We start from the raw sequence: 17,261 nt of genomic DNA on the forward strand, positions 1-17,261 counted from the left end.
CATCAGCCGCCGGAAACTTGGGCACCACACCCCCCACCGAAACCAAATTTAAATAGAGTTACGGCGGCCACAGCGACAGGGAAACGCCCGGTCCCATTCCGAACCCGGAAGCTAAGCCTGTCAGCGCCGATGATACTGCCCCTGCGGGTGGAAAAGTAGGACACCGCCGAACATACACAAAAACACCCCCGGAGACGGGGGTGTTTTTGCATTTGCGGCGCCGGCGATTCCTAGTCGAATTTCCCTAATCGAATAGTGTCAAAGTCGCGTCCGCCGATGCGTGCTTCCTTTCTAGCGCGAGCAGGGTTTGTTTCCGGTCGAGGCCGCCGCCGTAGCCGGTGAGGCTGCCATTGGCGCCGATCACGCGGTGGCAGGGCACGACGATCGCAATGGGATTGTGGCCGTTGGCCAATCCCACGGCGCGTGCGGACCCCGGAGCGCCGATCTGTTCGGCAATCCTTCCGTACGATCGCGTTTCGCCGTACGGAATTGTTTGTAGCGCCTTCCACACTCGCCGCTGGAATTCGGACCCGCGCAGTTCGAACTCGAAATCGAATTCGGTCAGCTCGCCGGCGAAATATGCTTCGAGTTGCTCGGTGGCCTCTTGGAATGCGGCCGGGTTCGGTGTCCAGCCGGTGCGGCTCGGTTCATAGGTCTGGTCGACCATCCGAAGCATGGTCAAGACCGAGTCCTGCCCCGCCAGGGTCAGCGGCCCGATCGGGCTTTCGATGGTGCGGTACTCGATCATGCGACCTCCTGTGGTGGCCATTGGTTAACCGGATGTTCGAGGGTGGTCCAAAGGTATTGGGTGGCGTAGGAGCGCCAGGGGCGCCACCGGGCGGCGTGTGTGGCCAGCGCCCCTTCGCCAGTCGGCAAGCCCAGCTGCCTGGCGGCCGAGCGAAGGCCAAGGTCGGTGGCGGGGAAGGCATCCGGGTCGCCGAGGCCGCGCATGGCAATCACCTCTGCGGTCCAGGGGCCTACCCCGGGCAGATCCAGCAATTGCCTGCGGGCGGCTTCCCAGTCGCTCCCGCTGTCGAGAACGATACGGCCGTCGGCGAGGCCGGCGACCAATGCGCTCAGGGTCCGTTGGCGGGCTTTGGGGACCGCCAAGTGGACGGGGTCGATCTCGGCGAGCTGCTCCACCGACGGGAAGGTATGCGTCAATCCGCCGTCCGGGTCCGCGATCGGCTGCCCGTAGGCGGCGACCAGGCGGCCGGCGTGCGTGCTCGCCGCTTTGGTCGAGACCTGTTGGCCCAGAACCGCGCGCACGGCCAGTTCGGCCTCGTCGACGGTGCGGGGAACGCGTTGTCCGGGCGCCTTCACGACCGCGGGACGCAGTCCGGGGTCACCGGCGAGCGCCTCGTCCACCGCTTCGGGATCGGCGTCGAGATCGAGCAGCCGCCGGCAGCGGGCGATCGCCGTCGTGAGGTCGCGAAAGTCGTCGAGCGCGAGCAGGCAGCGGACGTGATCGACGGCCGGTGTCAGGGTGACGACGGCGCTGCCGATCGGTAGGCGCAGGGTGCGTCGATAGGTGCCATCGCGAACTTCCTCGCACCCGGGCACCGTGCTGGCGGCCAAGTGGCCGAAGATCCCTTGGTAGGCGAACGGGGTGCGAACCGGCAGGCGAAGGCACACCGTTCCCGCCGACGCGGCGCCCGACCCGGACCTGGCCGCCGCCAGCCGGCGCAGTTCCGTCGGCGTGTTCTCGAAGACCAGGCGCACGGTGTCGTTGAACTGGCGGATGCTGGAGAACCCCGACGCGAACGCAACATCGCCGAACGGCAGGGTTGTGGTCTCGATCAGCAGGCGGGCGGTTTGCGCACGCTGGGCCCGGGCCAGCGCGAGTGGCCCGGCGCCCACTTCTGCCTGCAGCAGCCGCTCCAGCTGGCGAGTGGTGTAGCCGAGGTGGGCCGCCAAGCCGCCGACACCCTCGCGGTCCACTGTGCCGTCGGCGATGAGCCGCATCGTCCGTGCGATGACGTCGCCGCGCACATTCCATTCCGGCGATCCCGGCGACGCGTCGGGGCGGCACCGTTTGCACGCCCGGAATCCGGCCCGCTGAGCGGCGGCGGCGGTTGGGTAGAACCGCACGTTGCGGGCGAACGGCGGCCGCACCGGGCAGCTGGGGCGGCAATAGATGCGGGTGGTCAGGACCGCCGTGACAAACCAGCCGTCGAACCGGGCGTCCTTGGACTGGACGGCGCGGTAGCAACGTTCGAAGTCGTCGTGCACGCTTCCAGACTTACACCCACCCACCGACAAAACTGGCGGAAAAACGACATGGCAGTGGGCGTGCGACCGCCGCGGTCTCAGCCGAGGGGAAATCGTTTCGGCGATTGCCGCAGTTTGCGGCCGGGAAAGTTGCAGGTGTCTTAGGCCGGCTATATGTTTCGCTCTATGCGAAGTTGCCTCGGCTCATGAGCCGGTTCGCACTGCAGGCTCGGCCACGGCTCCTGCGGTCGGGCGAGCTGGCGCCCTCAGCCGTGTTCGACATCGGCGGGGTTTTGTTCGCTGGCGGCTGTTCGCGCTGACGCTCATGGACGGGCCACTGCTACCGGGGAGTCGTGCTGCGGAGGCCGAAGACGTCTCCGACTTCCTCACTACCTGCTCCACAAGGCCGGCATGCTTGCTTTTGGAGGGCGAGGCCGGTATCGGCAAAACCACCCTGTGGTTGGCCGCAATCGAGCAGGCCCGGGCACGAGGCATGCATGTGCTCACCGCGCGCGCTGCGGCGACCGAATCGGTGACGGCTTACATTTCCTTGACGGACCTGTTTTCGGGGATCCCGGAAGAAGTCCTTGACGCGCTCCCAGCGCCGCAACGCATGGCTGTCGACCGAATGCTGTTGCAGGTCAGCGACGATGGGCAGACAACCGACCAGCGTGCGATTGCGGCGGCGTTCCTTTCGTTAATCGAGATTCTGTCGGATCGCGCACCCGTCCTGGTGGCCATTGACGACCTCCAATGGCTGGACCCTTCGAGTGCTCGCATCATCGCGTTCGCGGCACGACGGTTCTCAGGCCCGGTCGGGCTGCTCGCGACCGTGCGCACCGGGGACGGTGACGATGTGTCGTGGTTCCAGTTCGAAAACCCAAATGGGATAACGCGAATTGCGCTCAAACCCTTGACCATCGCTGGGCTACATCAAGTCATCACAGCGCGGTTGGGTCGCTCGGTTTCAAGACATGCCATGCTGCGGATCCACGATGCGTCTGGCGGCAATCCGTTTTACGCCCTCGAATTGGCGCGCACAATACCCGAGGGCCAAACGGGTATCGAGATGACTCTGCCGACGACGTTGGCTGGGGTAGTGACCTCCAAAATTGGAGTGCTCGATGACGGACTTCGCGAAATACTCCTTGCCGCAGCATGTCTGGCTGAACCGACGGTAGATGTCGTGTCGAAGGCGACGGGGTGGGCCGTCGATGAGTGCGTTCAGCGACTGCTCGTTGCAGAGGAGCGCGGCATCGTCACGATCGACCGTAACCGGCTGAGGTTCACGCACCCGCTGCTCACCGCCGCGGTTTACACCGCTGCCCCGCCCGCGCAACGGCGCGACATGCACAGGCGCCTGGCGGCGCTGGTTGACCACCCGGAATTGCGCGCTCGCCACCTGGCACTGGCCGCCACCCACGGTGACGCGGCGACGTTGGAGGCCCTCGATGCGGCGGCTGAGTTGGCGAGCCGGCGTGGGGCGCCAGCGGCCGCCGCCGAGTTCATGGAATTAGCCAATGAGCTCGGTGCCGGCAGCCCAGAACGTCAGATCCGGTGCGGCGAATTTCATTTCAGTGCTGGCGATGCCGCGCGCGCACGCGAAGTCCTCGATGAAGTGCTCAGGAATTCAGCACCGGTGGAGGTGCATGCTGAGGCCCTCAGCTTGCTGGGATTGTGGGCGTTGCTTGACGGCAGTTCCCGGGACGCCGCCAGGTTGCTGCAGCGAGCGGCGGACGCGGCCGCCGGGGATAACGGGTTGCTTGGTCGGATACTCGTGTCGTTGTCCTTCGCACGGATCAACATCTACGAGTTCGACGCCGCAGTTCATGCGGCCAACGAGGCGGTCAACAGAGCGGTCCGTCTAGACGACCGCCAGGTGCTCAGCCAAGCGCTGAGCATGCAAGTGCTGGTGCACTTCTTGGTCGGTGAGGGGTTCGACGAGACAACTTTGCGAACCGCGATGCTGCTCGACGACGGCCAAGAGCCGTCGTCAGCCATGTTGTGGCCCACGCTCCAGCGCGCCGCACTGCTCGTCGGGACGGGAAAACTTGACGATGGGCGGCGAGAACTCAGGGTCATCAGACAGCGCTACATCGAACGTGGTGCGGACAGCGAAATGATGGTCGATGCTTTCCACGGCGCACTCAACGAGATATGGCGCGGCAACTTCGCGGAAGCATCGCTCATCGGTGAAGATGCCCTGCAGCGTGCGCGTCTTCTCGATGAGGACCTCCCGTTGGCGGTGGCACTGATGATCCAGGCCATGGTGGCCGCCTATGCGGGCGACGAGCCCATCGCTCGCCGTGACGCCACCGACGCGCTGATGGCGGCTCGGCGGTGCGACTCACCTGCACTAGTTACCGTGTGGCCGACGACCACACTTGGCTTTCTTGAAGTTTCCCTCGGCAACTACGAGGCTGCGCTGCAGGTACTGTCACCGCTGGTAGCCGCATTCGAGGAGCACCCGCGGGCCACGGAGATCTTCGTCACCCCTTTCCTGCCCGACGCCGCTGAAGCCCTCATTCACCTCGGCCGGTTTGACGAGGCCGACAGCCTGATCGAGGTCCTGGAGGCGAACGGCCGCCGGTTGGATCGGCCCTGGATGCTGGCGTCGGGTGCGCGTTGTCGGGCGATGCTCCTGGCCGGGAGACGAGATCTGGGAGCGGCGCTGGTGGCTGCTCAAGGTGCCATGGCCGAGCATGAGCGGCTACCGATGCCGTTCGAGCGGGCCCGGACGCAATTGCTGCTCGGTGAAATCTTGCGGAGACAGCGTAGCCGCGAGAAGGCCGCCGCGGCGATGCGCGCGGCCGCGGCGACATTCGAAGAACTCGGCACACCCCTTTGGGAGCGACGTGCGCGAACCTCTCTGGAACGCATCAACTTCGGTCGAGCTGATTCGAAGGTGCTGACGTCAGCGGAGCAGCGGATCGCCGACTTAGCGGCAGCCGGGAAGACGAACCACGACATCGCCGCTGCACTGTTCATCAGCCCCAAGACCGTCGAGGTGCACCTCTCGAGGATTTATCGCAAGCTCGGCATCCGGTCCCGCGCAGAGCTCGGCCGTCGCCTGGACCGACTGGAAAGCGACGCGTGAACAACGGCTCTGGTTCACCAAATATGTCCTGACAGTGTATGTTTGGCGCGACATATAAAGTTCGGCCGCCAGCCGCTGCCCGGTGCGTTACCCGCACATCGCTAAGACGGACTTAGGGAATTTGGTAGGCACAGCGTCCCGGTTTGTGCTCCGTGAGGTGAACGGCTTGGCCGTCTACCAGGATCGCGCAGTCGTGAGTACCGTTGTGGTCCGTGTAATTCAAGGCCAGAAACTTGGTTCCGGTAACCCGCACCGTCTGCGACCACGGCGTCGACACCCATGTCGTGGTGCTGGCTGGATACACCGGCGTGCCGGGATCGGGAATGGCCGAGAAGACATCACCCGCTCCCAGGACCTGGTAGGTCACCGTGTGCTCCCCGGACGCGGTCGAGTTCGTCTGTGGCTTCAGTCCGCCAGTGGCACCGATACCGGCGTTGGCGTTCTCCTGCCAGGTTTCGGCGCGCCTCTGCGGGCTGACACACACCGCATCGCCGTCGTACGCTTCCCGCCAGACCAAGCCGGAAACGCATGTCTTCGGCCCGCTTGCGCCTCCACCTGCGTAGCCTTGGCCGGCGGCTGCGGCCGCATTCTCGGTTTGGACTTCCGAGGCGACCGCTGGTGATACGCAAACGTTGTCACCGGGTCGTGCTTGACGTGGAACCTGTCCGTTGGCGTCACCGGGAATGCATCCGCCATTCGCAGAAGCGACGGGGATCGTGAAGCCGAAAAGGACAACGGCCGCAGCGAGCAACGGCACGGATATTCCGACCGCGCGCCGGTCCTTACGTCGTGCGGCTCGCTCCGGCCCGCGGCCGGGTTCGTCTACGGACTTGGTCTCTGGTGCCGAATCACAAGACATCAGAACAACTCCTGTCGCCGCCTACGCTCTGTTCGCGCCTCAAAGCTAAAGCCGGCGGGGTCCGCGATGGAATACGGAGTTTCCCTATAAGTTCGATGGCCGAACGCCGAAGTGATAGTGCTTTCCCTGATGTGTGGCCGGCCAGTGCACCGCTAGCGTGGGATGGTCTCCTTCAAATTTTCAAGCGACAGGAGTTCCATGCGAAGCAGAGCCTGCGCCAAGGCAAACCGGATGTCGACCGTCGCGGCGATCATGGTTCTCGCTAGCGTCCCGACGACGCCGGTCGCCACGACGTCAACAACGGGACTTGTGGTGCCGCGGACGTACCGGTTGATCTCGACCTCGACGCCGCCGACACCACCCACTCCGTTGATCGCCAACGACCAGGGCTATGTGCGTGTGATCACGGTCTCGCAGGCGATCGGTTGTTCGATCAGCCCCGAACTGGTCGCTTGCGAGACCTCCTCAGACGATTGGCCTCCTCGCGGCAACGGTCGCCCCTTTCATACCGTGAGTGTCAGCGCGGACGGCAATTTCCAATTCGTCGACGCGGACCTCGGCGCGCTTGCCGGCAAGGTTGAGCTGAAACCCGGGACATACGAGGCGCAAGGGTGGTCCGTCGTGGCGACCGGGGACAGCTTCGTCTTCACCAATGACCGCACTGGCCACGGCATGCAGGTGAGTACCCAAGTCGCGCGACCTCTCTAGGGCCCGCCTTTCCGCTGGGCGCCGAAAATCATAGGGAAATTACCGATACCGCCCTGTTTCTCGTCGCACCTAGCGTGAGAGACGCGTTTGCAACCCGCGAGTAGTCGAAAGGAACGCGATGTCAACAAGATCCATGCGGCGGGCAGCGATGTGCGCGGTTCCTCTTGCGGCTGCGGCCGCCCTCGCAGGTGCACCGGCCGCAATTTCCGACCCGCCCGCCCCGGCGTGCAAATCTGGATTCGTCTGGCGCGCTGCTCGTCCAGGGGACGCCGTCTGCGTCACCCCAGAGACCAGGGACAAGACCGCACAGCAGAACGCCGCTGCCGCGAACAACGTGCAACCCGGCGACGGCAACGTCTGTAAACCGGGTTTCGTTTGGCGCAATGCCTATTCCGGCGATGCGGTCTGCGTGACCCCGGATGTCCGCGATCAGGCGGCTGCTGACAACGCGGCTGCTGCCTCCCGCACGGTCACCGCTGGGGGACCGTGCCAGAAGTGGCGTGGCGTGACGGACGAACTGATCCTGGCCGAAGACAACGGTTACAAGGTGTTCGCCTACCCGTCGCTGACGGGCCAGGCCAGTTTCGAGGGCCACGGAGGACCAGAGGTCAAAGGAAACATCATCACGCCCGGCGGCATGAAGGGCGACTCATTCGGTTTCACTGTCAACTGGAGCAACGGTTGGCAGAGCATGTATACGGGCCATATCTACCCCGATGGCAGCGCCCGCGGAAGTTACGAGGACTTCGGTCCCCCAGACGCGGGTGTCCACCGTGGCAATTGGGACTCGGTCGGCAAGTTCGTCTGCGACCAGTGAGCGGCTGAAACGCAACTTGTGCAGCCCGCAATCCGCGCGATGGCCACCGGGTCCGGCTCAAATGAACTGTAGGTGACTTTGCTCGACGAACCCATAGCCACGCTGGATCTGATTTGAGTTGACTTGGCACCAGCCGTCTTTGCATGGCACGCCTATGTAGACCTGGGACCCGTTCGTCAACTTGCCGACCTTGGCCGCGACCACGCCAGTCTTGGGATCGGGGACGTCGTTGTGTGCGATGTCGAACACATCGGCATCCCCGCCGATCACCTTGGCAAATTGCTGGTACGGCACAGGTGCCGGAGCCGGTGCGGCTTTCGGGGGCGCCGGCTTACCCAGGACGACGGCGACAATGCTCTTGTCCGCACCCCCGTCCCGAAACATGCCAACGCCAAAATCCTTGTTGGCGCAGTCATGGATGGGAATCCGTTCCTGTGCAACTAGTTCGGATGTAGCCCTGGCAGTGGGATCATCGCGCACGAGATTGCCGCTGGTGGCGCCCTGGTAGCCGTGAGGGTTGATGCGCTCATAGGCGTCGTTCGGGAGTCTGGCGAGTTCCTGTGCCGCGGCTTCGAGTTGACCGGAGTACGCCAGGGGCGGGCAGGTCGATTCGGCGCGGGCGCCATTAACAGCGCCCCGAATTGCGTCGAGAGAATCGGCGTGCGCGAGTGGAGTCGCGGCGATGCCCGCCAAGGCGACCAAGCTGGCTGTCGTGGCGGAGAGGACAACCCCTACGTCTGGTCGTGTCTTGGTCATGACGCCTCCTCGCTACGTCACTCCGGTGCAGTTCCCGCCACGCTATGCCGAGCGTGGCTCGGCACCAATAGGGCGTTTCCCTATGACTCTGGCTCTCAGACGAGTGATGCGGTGCGGCGGATGGTCACCGGCACCGTTTGATCGCGTTCGACGCGGGTGTAGGGGAACTCCCTATTGATACCCGCAATCTGGCGCTCCTAATGTCGAAAGTCGTTGGGCTGTCGAATCACCGGCGCGTCGGAGGTACCTGTTCATGAGCTCGCTAGGCAATAGTGGTGTCGCGCCCCGACGGCGACGTCGCCCGCAAGTGTTGACCATCGTTGCGTTGTGCTGCGTAGCAGCCGGTTGCGGATCGCACGGCCCGACGGCCGGCGGCGGTGGGGCGACGGCGCCACAATCCGCGGTCGCTTCGAAGCCATCCGCTGCCGCACGCATCGATGCCTGCGCCATGATCGCGCCGGAAGAGATTTCGTCGTTGCTCGGCGTCTCGGTGGCAGGTGTGTCGACGGGCAAGGATCCCGAACAGGGTGATTGCACATGGCAGAACACAGCGACCGAGGAATCGCTGTCGCTCACCATCAGCAATCCCGGCACTGCCCTCAACAATAAGTTGCCCGCCCCCGGCTTCCCCGACGTCACCAAGCCGGGGCCGGACGGCATGCGTTACATGGGTGGCGGCGAGGTGGAATTCGCCGCCGGCAACCGCGTCAATACGGTGCAGGTGGCCGTCTTGCGACTGTCGCCCGACGAGGCGAATGCCGCCGCAGTGAAACTGGCTCGCGAAATCGCACCGCAAGTGCCCCGTTAGCCCTGGATGGCGGCTGCGGAAGTGGATGACGTGACGCGTGACGATGTCGGCCCGTCATCGTGCTATCTGGCGGAGTGGTACACCCGTCAAAACAACGATCGACCAATTACGGACATTGCACAGTGCTTACGCGGATCATTGGCGGCCATCGCCTCCGAAGCCGATCCACCTCAGCTGCTCTACGCGGTCGCGGTCCCGCAGGACGCCTACATGTTCGGCGTATTCGCCGCCAACTCCGCCGAGCTTGTTGTCCTCGCATGCCTGCGGGCGGGACTTCCGGCGGACCGGGTGTCCGCGGCCACCCAGGTGCCACCGATCGGTCCCAGGCGGGGATAGTGGTCGGCCACAACGTATGGCGCAGTAGCACGACGGAGCGTAAGCAACCCCAGATGTGTATGGGTGCCGGCTTTCTCGCCCATTCGACGCCGGAGTTGGCATCGTCACCACGTCTGCGACAGTTTCACCGTTCCGATCGGCTCCTTTTGTTGGCCGCTCGCATCCGGGCCGGCCTGCTCCGTTGAGGGTAATGAGCCGCAGCCCAAAGACTTTTGGGCGCGAGCAACCCGCCGCATGTTGGTGGCAGGTCGGATGACACAGCTACGTGTCGAGCGGTCCGATAGCTGCACGCGCATGCTCAATGCTTCGCCAGCACAACCGTGACGACGTCGACGCTGCGATCTTCATGCCGGATGAAGCCCACTCCGTACACAGTGTTGCTGCAATCGGCAATGGCGCCATGCGCCTTGGAGGTCAGGATGTCGATGGCTCTTGCCGCCGGATCGCCGGATGCCAGAAATCCGACTTGCCCAGACGCGAACGCGGGAGTCTCAGTCCTGGCGTACTGCTGAGCCACGCCCTCGAGTGCAGTTTGATAAGCCAAGCCGGGGCAGCCGGTGTCGCTGCGGGCCTGAACTACCGCACTCGCCTCCAGGTCGAGTCCCGGGCCGTGCGCCTGGTTGACGGGTGGAGGGGTCGTGGGCGTCGTGGAGGACTGGCCGAGCACGATGGTGACGACATCGACGCTGCGATCTTCATGTCGGATGAAGCCCACGCCGAAGTCGTTGTACTTGCAATCGTGGACCGCGCCTTTTGCTTTTCCCATCGCGCTGTCAGCAGCCTTGGCATAGGGGTCACCGGAGCCCAGGAAGGCGACGACGCTACCCGCGTATCCGGCCAGCTGCACCGGGGCCTTTTCCGTGGTGGCGTACTGCTGAGCGGCATTGTCGAGGTCGCCACGCTCGGTCAGCGGGGGACATGCGGTGGAGCGGCGTTCGTTGTTGACGTATTGCTTTGTGTCCTGTTGGTCGGCATGAGCGAGCACGGCCGGCCCCGCACCGGAGAACAGGGCGACACCCGTCGCGGCTGTCATCGCGAAGGCGAGCGTTGAATTCATCCTTCGTGCCATGCCGTTCTCCTCTTTCCCTATCAGGTCACCAATGCCGCGGACGACGCGCACGGCCAGTGGTTCACTTCATTCCCTCGACTCTCACCCGTCGGGAGGTGGGAAAAAATAAGGAGTTTCCCTATCGATCGACTGCGGTCGGCTACCGGATGAACTGCGTCGGGCGTAATGCGAGCGGCGCCCCGCGCTGCATAGCGGTTCGGCGGACCAACAGGCGCTCACTTATGCGGCGGCTTCGGTAACTTAGCGGGGCGCCGACATCGCGGTACGGGTTGGCGTCGGCCACCGGAAGCATGCTCGGCCCGCACACGCAATTGCTGCCGTTGATGGGCCAGCGACCAACGCGTAGTCCGGCTGACACCAAGCCGGCGGTCGTGTTGCGACGCGTCGCTTCCGACACCATCCTCGGCTGAAGATGCGCTGCGGCACAGATCTCATCCGGCAGTGTCCGCGCGCCGAACCCGGGATGCATCGCCACGAAGGGCGGCGCACTCGGCGTCCTCGTCTACCGGGTCGGCGAGGGAGTGCTCCATCGCGCGCTGTTGCGCACCGGCGCCTGGTTGGTGGCGTCGGCGTGGGTGGGGGAGCACCGTCGGGGCGATGACGCCGGTGACCGCGCCGGCGTCATCGCGCAACGGGGCTACGGGCCGGGAGGGGTGCCGACGCAGACGCCACCGGCGCAGGCGCCCGCTCCGCCGGGGCCGGCGGAGGCTCCCGCGCCCGGCACGCCCGCACTGGCCCCGCCGGGTCCGGCGCCGGCGCCGGAGCCACCCGGTCCGGCGGTCGTGGCACCTCCGGGTCCGGTCGCGGGACCGCCACCACCGGGGGCGGCAGGGGTGGTCGCGGCCGGGGCGGTCGTGGTGACGCTGACGCTGGCCGGCGTCGTGACCGTGGTGGTGACGCTCGACGTCGTCGGGTTCTTGTTGTTGTTGCTCGAGCCGCATCCCGCTGTCAGCGAGCTCAGGGCGATCGCCGCGGCGATGCCCGCGGCGACGGAAACACGGCGGGCAGTTGCACTACCGGTCATGTCAACACCAATCTCTTGAGGGGCGATATCCCTAGTTCCGTTACCCACTCGGCTCGGAAATCAATCGCGTCACGCGGGCGAGTCGGCGGGCGAAGCCAGCCGGGTGGGGCGCTCGTGTCCGCGCAGGGTCACGGTCTCGCCCAAACGCCAACGGGCGCGTTCGTTCTCGCTCGCGCCGCCCAGCGCCCCGGCCGTCGCAAGCAGCTTGCCCGGGTACGACTTGGCCAGCTCGCAGAGGCGGGCCGCCTCGTTGACCGGCCCGCCGATGACGGTGTATTCGAAGCGTTCCCTGGCGCCGACGTTGCCGGCGACCACTTGCCCCGCCGCCACGCCGATACCGGCCTGGCACGCCGGCATCTCGTCGTCGAGCCGCTCGGCGATGGCGCGCGCGGTGGCCAGCGCCTCGTCTTCCGGACGGTCCAGATGATTGGGGGCCCCGAAGATGGCCAGCGTCGCGTCGCCCTCGAACTTGTTGACCAGGCCGCAGTGTCGGTCCACTTCCTCGACGACGATGCCGAAGAATTGATTGAGCACCGAGACGACTTCGGCCGGAGGCCGGCTGGTCACCAATTGGGTAGACCCGACTATGTCGATGAATACGACTGCGACATGGCGTTCTTCGCCGCCCAGCTTCGGCCGTTCGCGTTCCGCGGCGAGGGCGACTTCGCGCCCGACGTGCCGGCCGAAGAGGTCGCGAACGCGTTCGCGCTCGCGCAGCCCGTCGACCATCGCGTTGAAACCCCGTTGCAGTTCGCCGAGTTCGGTGCCGTCGAAGACCACGAGGTCGCCCCGCAGATCGCCCCGCTCGACGCGCCGCAGCGCCGTGCGGACCACGCGGACCGGAGTTGCGGTGAGCCAGGCGAGGATCCACATCAACAGGCACCCGAAGATCACCGTGGCGATCGACACGATCAGCACACCGACCGCGAACTGGGTTTCGGTCAAATTCCGCATCAGGGCCTGAAATCCCGCCAGAAAACCGATGCCGAGAACGGGCAGCCCCGAACCGAGGAACCAGACCACCATGGTCCGGCCCATGATGCCCGAGGCGAATCGCCGCGGCGGTGGCCCGGCTTCGAGCGCCTGAGCCGCCGCCGGGCGCAGCGCGAACTCGGCGAGCAGATAACTGCCGGTGGCCACCAGGATGCCGCAGATGCCCACCGCGATGAGGAAGCGCGGGATGAACAGCGTGTTGACCAGGCCGTAGAGCGTCGTCAACACCACCGCTCCGATTCCCCACAGGATGAGGTCGAAGCGGGCGATGCGCCATGGGGCGAGGAAGGTGTTGCGCTCGTCTTCCCGGTTCGGCGCCCGCTCCTCGATCGCCCAGCGCAGCGACATGACGGTCCTGCGGGTGATCCAGTAGGTGCCCACCGCCAGCGCCAGCGCGATATAGGCCGGTGATGCCGCGAAGGTCATCCACCACGGCGCGTCGTCGAACACGCTCGGCTGCGGGATGGCGACGGTGACCAGGAGCAGCGCGACCGCGATGCCGATCAGGTTGGCGCCCAGGACCAGCACGGTCAGGATGACCTGGATGCGGACGCGGCGGCGTTGCTGGCTCTCGGTGACCCGTCCCAACAGCAGGGAGCCGTACGCCGGGGTCTCCGGTAGCCGGCCGCTCTGACGGGTGACCGCCTCGAGCACCCGGCCGATGCGTTTTGCCAAGCTCTGGTTGGCCGACATGGTGGCGTCAGCCTAATTAGTCGGCCACGCTCTAAGGTGAGTCGGGTGCGTCTAGTGATCGCCCAGTGCACTGTGGACTACGTCGGCCGGCTCACCGCGCATCTTCCGTCGGCGCGCCGGTTGCTGTTGTTCAAGGCCGACGGCTCGGTCAGCGTGCATGCCGACGACCGCGCCTACAAGCCGCTCAACTGGATGAGTCCGCCGTGCTGGCTGACCGAGGAGCCCGGTGACCAGGCGCCCGTATGGGTCGTGCAGAACAAGACCGGCGAGCAGTTGCGCATCACCGTCGAGGCGGTCGAACACGACTCCAGCCACGATCTCGGCGTGGACCCCGGCTTGGTCAAGGACGGCGTCGAAGCCCACCTGCAGGCGTTGCTCGCCGAGCACGTGCAACTGCTCGGCGAGGGCTACACGCTGGTTCGCCGCGAATACATGACCGCGATCGGGCCGGTCGACCTGCTCTGCCGTGACGAGCAAGGCGGTTCCGTCGCGGTGGAGATCAAGCGGCGGGGGGAGATCGACGGCGTCGAGCAGCTCACCCGCTACCTCGAGTTGCTCAACCGCGACAGCGTGCTGGCACCGGTGCGGGGGGTGTTCGCGGCCCAGCAGATCAAGCCGCAAGCGCGCACGCTCGCCACCGACCGCGGAATCCGTTGCATCACGCTGGACTACGACAAGATGCGTGGGATGGACAGCGACGAGTACCGGCTTTTCTAAGCCTCGTGACTAGGCTGGCGGTATGGTCCGGCGTCGTACACCGCCACGTCGGCCGTCGCCGCCGCCACCGATGCTGCGCCGAGTGGAGACCGGGCCCGACGGCCACGAGTACGAGGTCCGTCCCGTCGCGGGGTCCCGAGCGGTCAAGACCTATCGCTGTCCCGGTTGCGATCACGAAATACGCGCGGGCACAGCACATCTGGTGGCGTGGACGACGGATCCGACCCTCGGCGGCGCCGACGATCGACGGCATTGGCATGCAACTTGCTGGACGCACCGCGCCACGCGCGGCCCTACCCGGAAGTGGTCCTGATCGCCGAGCCTCAGGCGGCCGGTTCGACAAGCTCGATGAGAACGCCGCCGGCGTCCTTGGGGTGGATGAAATTGATCCGTGAGTTTGCCGTACCGCGGCGGGGCACCTCGTAGAGGAGCCGGATGTCCTGAGAGCGCAGGTGCTCGACCACGCTGTCGAGGTCGCTCACCCGGACCGCCATCTGTTGGATGCCGGGCCCCCGTTTGTCGATGAACTTGGCGATGGTCGAGGAGTCGTCGATCGGGGCCATCAGCTGGATCTGCGTGGTACCGGTTGGGGCACCCCGCACGGCCAGCATGGCCTCGCGGATTCCCTGCTCCTCGTTGACTTCCTCGTGCACCAGGATCATGCCGAGGTGGTCGCGATACCACGCGATGGCCGCATCCAGGTCGGCGACTGCGATGCCGACGTGATCGATCGCCGTCACCAGCGCGGTGGCCAGGATCTGACGGGCGTCAACTTGATCGGTCGTCATCACATAAAGGTAACCTGGCGGCAAAGATCGCGCTTCTCCGGGAGGCCAAATCGGCCGTCCAGGGGCGCCTTAGTAGGCCTTAGGAGATAGTCATGACGACGTCGGTGATCGTTGCTGGAGCGCGTACGCCGATCGGTAAGTTGATGGGTTCGCTGAAGGATTTCTCGGCCAGCGATCTGGGTGCCATCGCGATCGCCGGCGCGCTGGAGAAGGCCAACGTGCCCGCCTCGGCGGTCGAGTACGTCATCATGGGCCAGGTGCTGACGGCCGGGGCGGGGCAGATGCCCGCGCGCCAGGCGGCCGTCGCGGCCGGCATCGGATGGGACGTTCCGGCGCTGACCATCAACAAGATGTGCCTGTCGGGCATCGACGCCATCGCGCTCGCCGACCAGCTCATTCGTGCCGGGGAGTTCGATGTGGTGGTGGCCGGCGGGCAGGAGTCCATGACCAAGGCGCCCCATTTGCTGATGGACAGCCGCGCCGGCTACAAGTACGGCGATGTCACGGTCCTCGACCACATGGCCTACGACGGCCTGCACGACGTCTTCACCGACCAGCCGATGGGCGCCCTGACCGAGCAGCGCAACGACGCGGACAAGTTCACCCGCGAGGAGCAGGACGAGTTCGCTTCGCGTTCGCATCAGAAGGCGGCCGCGGCGTGGAAGGACGGCGTGTTCGCCGACGAAGTCGTGCCCGTCAACATCCCGCAGCGCAAGGGCGATCCGCTGCAGTTCACCGAGGACGAGGGGATCCGCGCCAACACCACCGTCGAGTCCCTGTCCGGGCTCAAGCCGGCATTCCGGCGCGACGGGACCATCACCGCCGGTTCGGCGTCCCAGATCTCCGACGGGGCGGCGGCCGTGGTGGTGATGAACAAGGCCAAGGCGGAGGATCTCGGGCTGACCTGGCTGGTGGAAATCGGCGCGCACGGCGTTGTGGCCGGACCGGACTCCACCCTGCAGTCGCAACCCGCCAACGCGATCAAGAAGGCGCTCAGCCGTGAGGGCATCTCCGTGGACCAGCTCGACGTGGTGGAGATCAACGAGGCGTTCGCGGCGGTCGCGTTGGCTTCGACCCGCGAACTCGGCCTGGATCCCGACATCGTCAACGTCAACGGCGGGGCGATCGCCGTCGGGCATCCCATCGGCATGTCGGGCGCGCGGATCACGCTGCACGTGGCGCTGGAGCTGGCCCGCCGCGGCTCCGGCTACGGTGTCGCCGCGCTGTGCGGCGCGGGCGGTCAGGGCGACGCCCTGATCCTGCGGGCAAACGCAAAGTAGCGGCCTCGTCGGCGTGGGCCGGCGCAGGTCGATGTTGCTGACACGAGGCGCACGGGAAGCGGTGTGATTTTCGTCATAGTTCCCGGTGCAGGGTCGCTCCGGCGCGATTTCCGGTGCGGCCAGGCCGCGCCGAGCGCCCGCGCCACCGGGTGGATCGGTCGCCGATGCGCATGACAAACTTGACGTCGTGACGCGTCCGCGACCCTCGATTGGCCCCGCGCTTGCCGGTGCGGTCGACTTGTCCGGCCTCAAGCAGCGGGCCCAGCAGCCGCCGCCGCCCGGCGGCGCGACGGCGCCCGGCGATGGCGGCCCTGGAGTCGCCGCGATCACGGAGGCCAATTTCGAGAGCGAAGTCCTGCTGCGGTCCGAGGAAGTGCCCGTTGTGGTGGTGTTGTGGTCACCGCGCAGCGACGCGTGCGTCCAACTGGTCGACATCCTGTCCGGGCTGGCCGCCGAGGACCGCGGCAAATGGTCGCTGGCGACGGTGAACGTCGACGTGGCGCCCAGGGTGGCGCAGATATTCGGCGTCGACGCGGTGCCGACCGTCGTGGCGCTGGCCGCCGGGCAGCCGCTGTCCAGTTTTCAGGGCATGCAGCCACCCGACCAGCTGCGGGGGTGGCTCGACTCGCTTCTCTCGGCGACGGCCGGGAAGCTCAGGGGCCCAAGCGACTCCGCGGCTTCCGACGAGGTTGATCCCGAGCTGGCCGCGGCGCGGGAACAACTCGAGGCCGGAAATTTCGAGGCGGCCCGCGGCTTGTATCAGGCGCTGTTGGATGCCAATCCGGGCAGCGCCGAAGCCAAGGGCGCGATCCGTCAGATCGACTTTCTGATGCGTGCGACCGCACACCCGCCGGACGCCCTCGCCACGGCCGATGCGGCACCGGGCGACATCGACGCGGCCTTCGCGGCCGCCGACGTCCAGATCCTCAACCAGGACGTCGGCGCGGCGTTCGAGCGGCTGATCGCGTTGGTGCGCAGCACATCCGGAGACGAGCGCACCCGTGTCCGCACCCGGCTGATCGAGCTCTTCGAACTCTTCGATCCCGCCGACCCCGAGGTCGTCGCCGGCCGTCGCAACCTCGCGAACGCGCTCTACTGAGCTTCG

The 17,261-nt window shown here is 66.1% G+C and carries 18 protein-coding genes and 1 rRNA gene; 11 read left to right on the forward strand and 8 right to left on the reverse strand.

What is annotated here, in order from left to right:
* Positions 1 to 59 precede the first annotated feature (59 nt).
* Positions 60 to 172 (forward strand): 5S ribosomal RNA (rrf, locus tag U8D42_RS04140).
* A 72-nt stretch (positions 173 to 244) separates the two neighbouring features.
* Here rrf and U8D42_RS04145 read toward each other — a convergent pair.
* Positions 245 to 748 carry a methylated-DNA--[protein]-cysteine S-methyltransferase gene (locus U8D42_RS04145; protein WP_322859133.1) on the reverse strand — a complete coding sequence of 168 codons (504 nt, stop codon included), beginning with the start codon at positions 746 to 748 and terminating at the stop codon, positions 245 to 247.
* Positions 745 to 2,232 (reverse strand): DNA-3-methyladenine glycosylase 2 family protein, encoded by a 1,488-nt coding sequence (locus U8D42_RS04150; protein ID WP_322859132.1) that lies wholly within the window; start codon positions 2,230 to 2,232, stop codon positions 745 to 747. The genes U8D42_RS04145 and U8D42_RS04150 overlap by 4 nt, the downstream gene beginning before the upstream one ends.
* A gap of 304 nt (positions 2,233 to 2,536) precedes the next feature.
* Here U8D42_RS04150 and U8D42_RS04155 point away from each other — a divergent pair, with 304 nt between their 5' ends.
* Positions 2,537 to 5,308, forward strand: a complete 2,772-nt coding sequence (locus U8D42_RS04155) for an ATP-binding protein (protein ID WP_322859131.1) — start codon at positions 2,537 to 2,539, stop codon at positions 5,306 to 5,308.
* A 112-nt stretch (positions 5,309 to 5,420) separates the two neighbouring features.
* Here U8D42_RS04155 and U8D42_RS04160 read toward each other — a convergent pair whose 3' ends face one another.
* Both U8D42_RS04160 and U8D42_RS04165 read right to left on the reverse strand, forming a co-directional pair.
* On the reverse strand, positions 5,421 to 5,825 hold the full coding sequence (locus U8D42_RS04160; RefSeq protein ID WP_085242778.1) for a hypothetical protein: 405 nt from the start codon (positions 5,823 to 5,825) through the stop codon (positions 5,421 to 5,423).
* Between the two features lie 494 nt (positions 5,826 to 6,319).
* Positions 6,320 to 6,547, reverse strand: coding sequence for a hypothetical protein (locus U8D42_RS04165; RefSeq protein ID WP_322859130.1), 228 nt, complete (start codon positions 6,545 to 6,547; stop codon positions 6,320 to 6,322).
* On the opposite strand from U8D42_RS04165, the gene U8D42_RS04170 reads away from it, so the two are divergent.
* Together U8D42_RS04170 and U8D42_RS04175 are read left to right on the forward strand one after the other, a co-directional pair.
* Positions 6,537 to 6,875 carry a hypothetical protein gene (locus tag U8D42_RS04170; protein ID WP_085239224.1) on the forward strand — a complete coding sequence of 113 codons (339 nt, stop codon included), beginning with the start codon at positions 6,537 to 6,539 and terminating at the stop codon, positions 6,873 to 6,875. The two genes, U8D42_RS04165 and U8D42_RS04170, sit on opposite strands and share 11 nt — an antisense overlap.
* Before the next feature lie 334 nt (positions 6,876 to 7,209).
* Entirely contained in the window at positions 7,210 to 7,692 is a 483-nt protein-coding gene (locus U8D42_RS04175; RefSeq protein WP_085239223.1) for a hypothetical protein, read from the forward strand.
* 57 nt (positions 7,693 to 7,749) lie between these two features.
* Here the strand turns inward: U8D42_RS04175 and U8D42_RS04180 are convergent, their stop codons facing one another.
* Positions 7,750 to 8,448, reverse strand: a complete 699-nt coding sequence (locus tag U8D42_RS04180) for a CAP domain-containing protein (RefSeq protein WP_141659196.1) — start codon at positions 8,446 to 8,448, stop codon at positions 7,750 to 7,752.
* Positions 8,449 to 8,896: 448 nt separating this feature from the next.
* Between U8D42_RS04180 and U8D42_RS04185 the strand changes: the two genes are divergently transcribed.
* Positions 8,897 to 9,256: a hypothetical protein gene (locus U8D42_RS04185; RefSeq protein ID WP_068061172.1), complete on the forward strand. Its 360-nt coding sequence runs from the start codon at positions 8,897 to 8,899 to the stop codon at positions 9,254 to 9,256.
* Between the two features lie 138 nt (positions 9,257 to 9,394).
* Complete coding sequence (locus U8D42_RS04190; RefSeq protein WP_085239221.1) at positions 9,395 to 9,592, forward strand: hypothetical protein; 198 nt, start codon at positions 9,395 to 9,397, stop codon at positions 9,590 to 9,592.
* A 298-nt stretch (positions 9,593 to 9,890) separates the two neighbouring features.
* Here the strand turns inward: U8D42_RS04190 and U8D42_RS04195 are convergent, their stop codons facing one another.
* Positions 9,891 to 10,712, reverse strand: coding sequence for a hypothetical protein (locus tag U8D42_RS04195; RefSeq protein WP_142278315.1), 822 nt, complete (start codon positions 10,710 to 10,712; stop codon positions 9,891 to 9,893).
* 470 nt (positions 10,713 to 11,182) lie between these two features.
* On the opposite strand from U8D42_RS04195, the gene U8D42_RS04200 reads away from it, so the two are divergent.
* Positions 11,183 to 11,704, forward strand: coding sequence for a hypothetical protein (locus U8D42_RS04200; RefSeq protein WP_322859129.1), 522 nt, complete (start codon positions 11,183 to 11,185; stop codon positions 11,702 to 11,704).
* A gap of 50 nt (positions 11,705 to 11,754) precedes the next feature.
* Here U8D42_RS04200 and U8D42_RS04205 read toward each other — a convergent pair whose 3' ends face one another.
* Positions 11,755 to 13,371: an adenylate/guanylate cyclase domain-containing protein gene (locus U8D42_RS04205; protein WP_322859128.1), complete on the reverse strand. Its 1,617-nt coding sequence runs from the start codon at positions 13,369 to 13,371 to the stop codon at positions 11,755 to 11,757.
* Positions 13,372 to 13,416: 45 nt separating this feature from the next.
* On the opposite strand from U8D42_RS04205, the gene nucS reads away from it, so the two are divergent.
* Both nucS and U8D42_RS04215 read left to right on the forward strand, forming a co-directional pair.
* Positions 13,417 to 14,088 carry an endonuclease NucS gene (gene nucS, locus U8D42_RS04210; protein WP_322859127.1) on the forward strand — a complete coding sequence of 224 codons (672 nt, stop codon included), beginning with the start codon at positions 13,417 to 13,419 and terminating at the stop codon, positions 14,086 to 14,088.
* A 22-nt stretch (positions 14,089 to 14,110) separates the two neighbouring features.
* Entirely contained in the window at positions 14,111 to 14,401 is a 291-nt protein-coding gene (locus tag U8D42_RS04215; protein ID WP_322859126.1) for a hypothetical protein, read from the forward strand.
* Positions 14,402 to 14,411: 10 nt separating this feature from the next.
* Here U8D42_RS04215 and mce read toward each other — a convergent pair whose 3' ends face one another.
* Positions 14,412 to 14,879: a methylmalonyl-CoA epimerase gene (gene mce / locus U8D42_RS04220; RefSeq protein ID WP_322859125.1), complete on the reverse strand. Its 468-nt coding sequence runs from the start codon at positions 14,877 to 14,879 to the stop codon at positions 14,412 to 14,414.
* A gap of 89 nt (positions 14,880 to 14,968) precedes the next feature.
* Between mce and U8D42_RS04225 the strand changes: the two genes are divergently transcribed.
* Both U8D42_RS04225 and U8D42_RS04230 read left to right on the forward strand, forming a co-directional pair.
* Complete coding sequence (locus U8D42_RS04225) at positions 14,969 to 16,156, forward strand: acetyl-CoA C-acetyltransferase (RefSeq protein ID WP_322859124.1); 1,188 nt, start codon at positions 14,969 to 14,971, stop codon at positions 16,154 to 16,156.
* A gap of 187 nt (positions 16,157 to 16,343) precedes the next feature.
* Entirely contained in the window at positions 16,344 to 17,255 is a 912-nt protein-coding gene (locus U8D42_RS04230; protein ID WP_322859123.1) for a tetratricopeptide repeat protein, read from the forward strand.
* Positions 17,256 to 17,261: the final 6 nt, after the last annotated feature.

It is taken from the genome of Mycobacterium europaeum (genome assembly GCF_034555895.2).
Taxonomy (GTDB): domain Bacteria; phylum Actinomycetota; class Actinomycetes; order Mycobacteriales; family Mycobacteriaceae; genus Mycobacterium; species Mycobacterium europaeum.

Excerpts from the sequence above, each read along its gene's own strand:
- U8D42_RS04145 (WP_322859133.1), bottom strand. The coding sequence starts at position 748 with ATGATCGAGTACCGCACCATCGAAAGCCCGATCGGGCCGCTGACCCTG.
- U8D42_RS04155 (WP_322859131.1), top strand. The coding sequence starts at position 2,537 with ATGGACGGGCCACTGCTACCGGGGAGTCGTGCTGCGGAGGCCGAAGAC.
- U8D42_RS04180 (WP_141659196.1), bottom strand. The coding sequence starts at position 8,448 with ATGACCAAGACACGACCAGACGTAGGGGTTGTCCTCTCCGCCACGACA.
- U8D42_RS04185 (WP_068061172.1), top strand. The coding sequence starts at position 8,897 with ATGATCGCGCCGGAAGAGATTTCGTCGTTGCTCGGCGTCTCGGTGGCA.
- U8D42_RS04205 (WP_322859128.1), bottom strand. The coding sequence starts at position 13,371 with ATGTCGGCCAACCAGAGCTTGGCAAAACGCATCGGCCGGGTGCTCGAG.
- U8D42_RS04215 (WP_322859126.1), top strand. The coding sequence starts at position 14,111 with ATGGTCCGGCGTCGTACACCGCCACGTCGGCCGTCGCCGCCGCCACCG.
- U8D42_RS04225 (WP_322859124.1), top strand. The coding sequence starts at position 14,969 with ATGACGACGTCGGTGATCGTTGCTGGAGCGCGTACGCCGATCGGTAAG.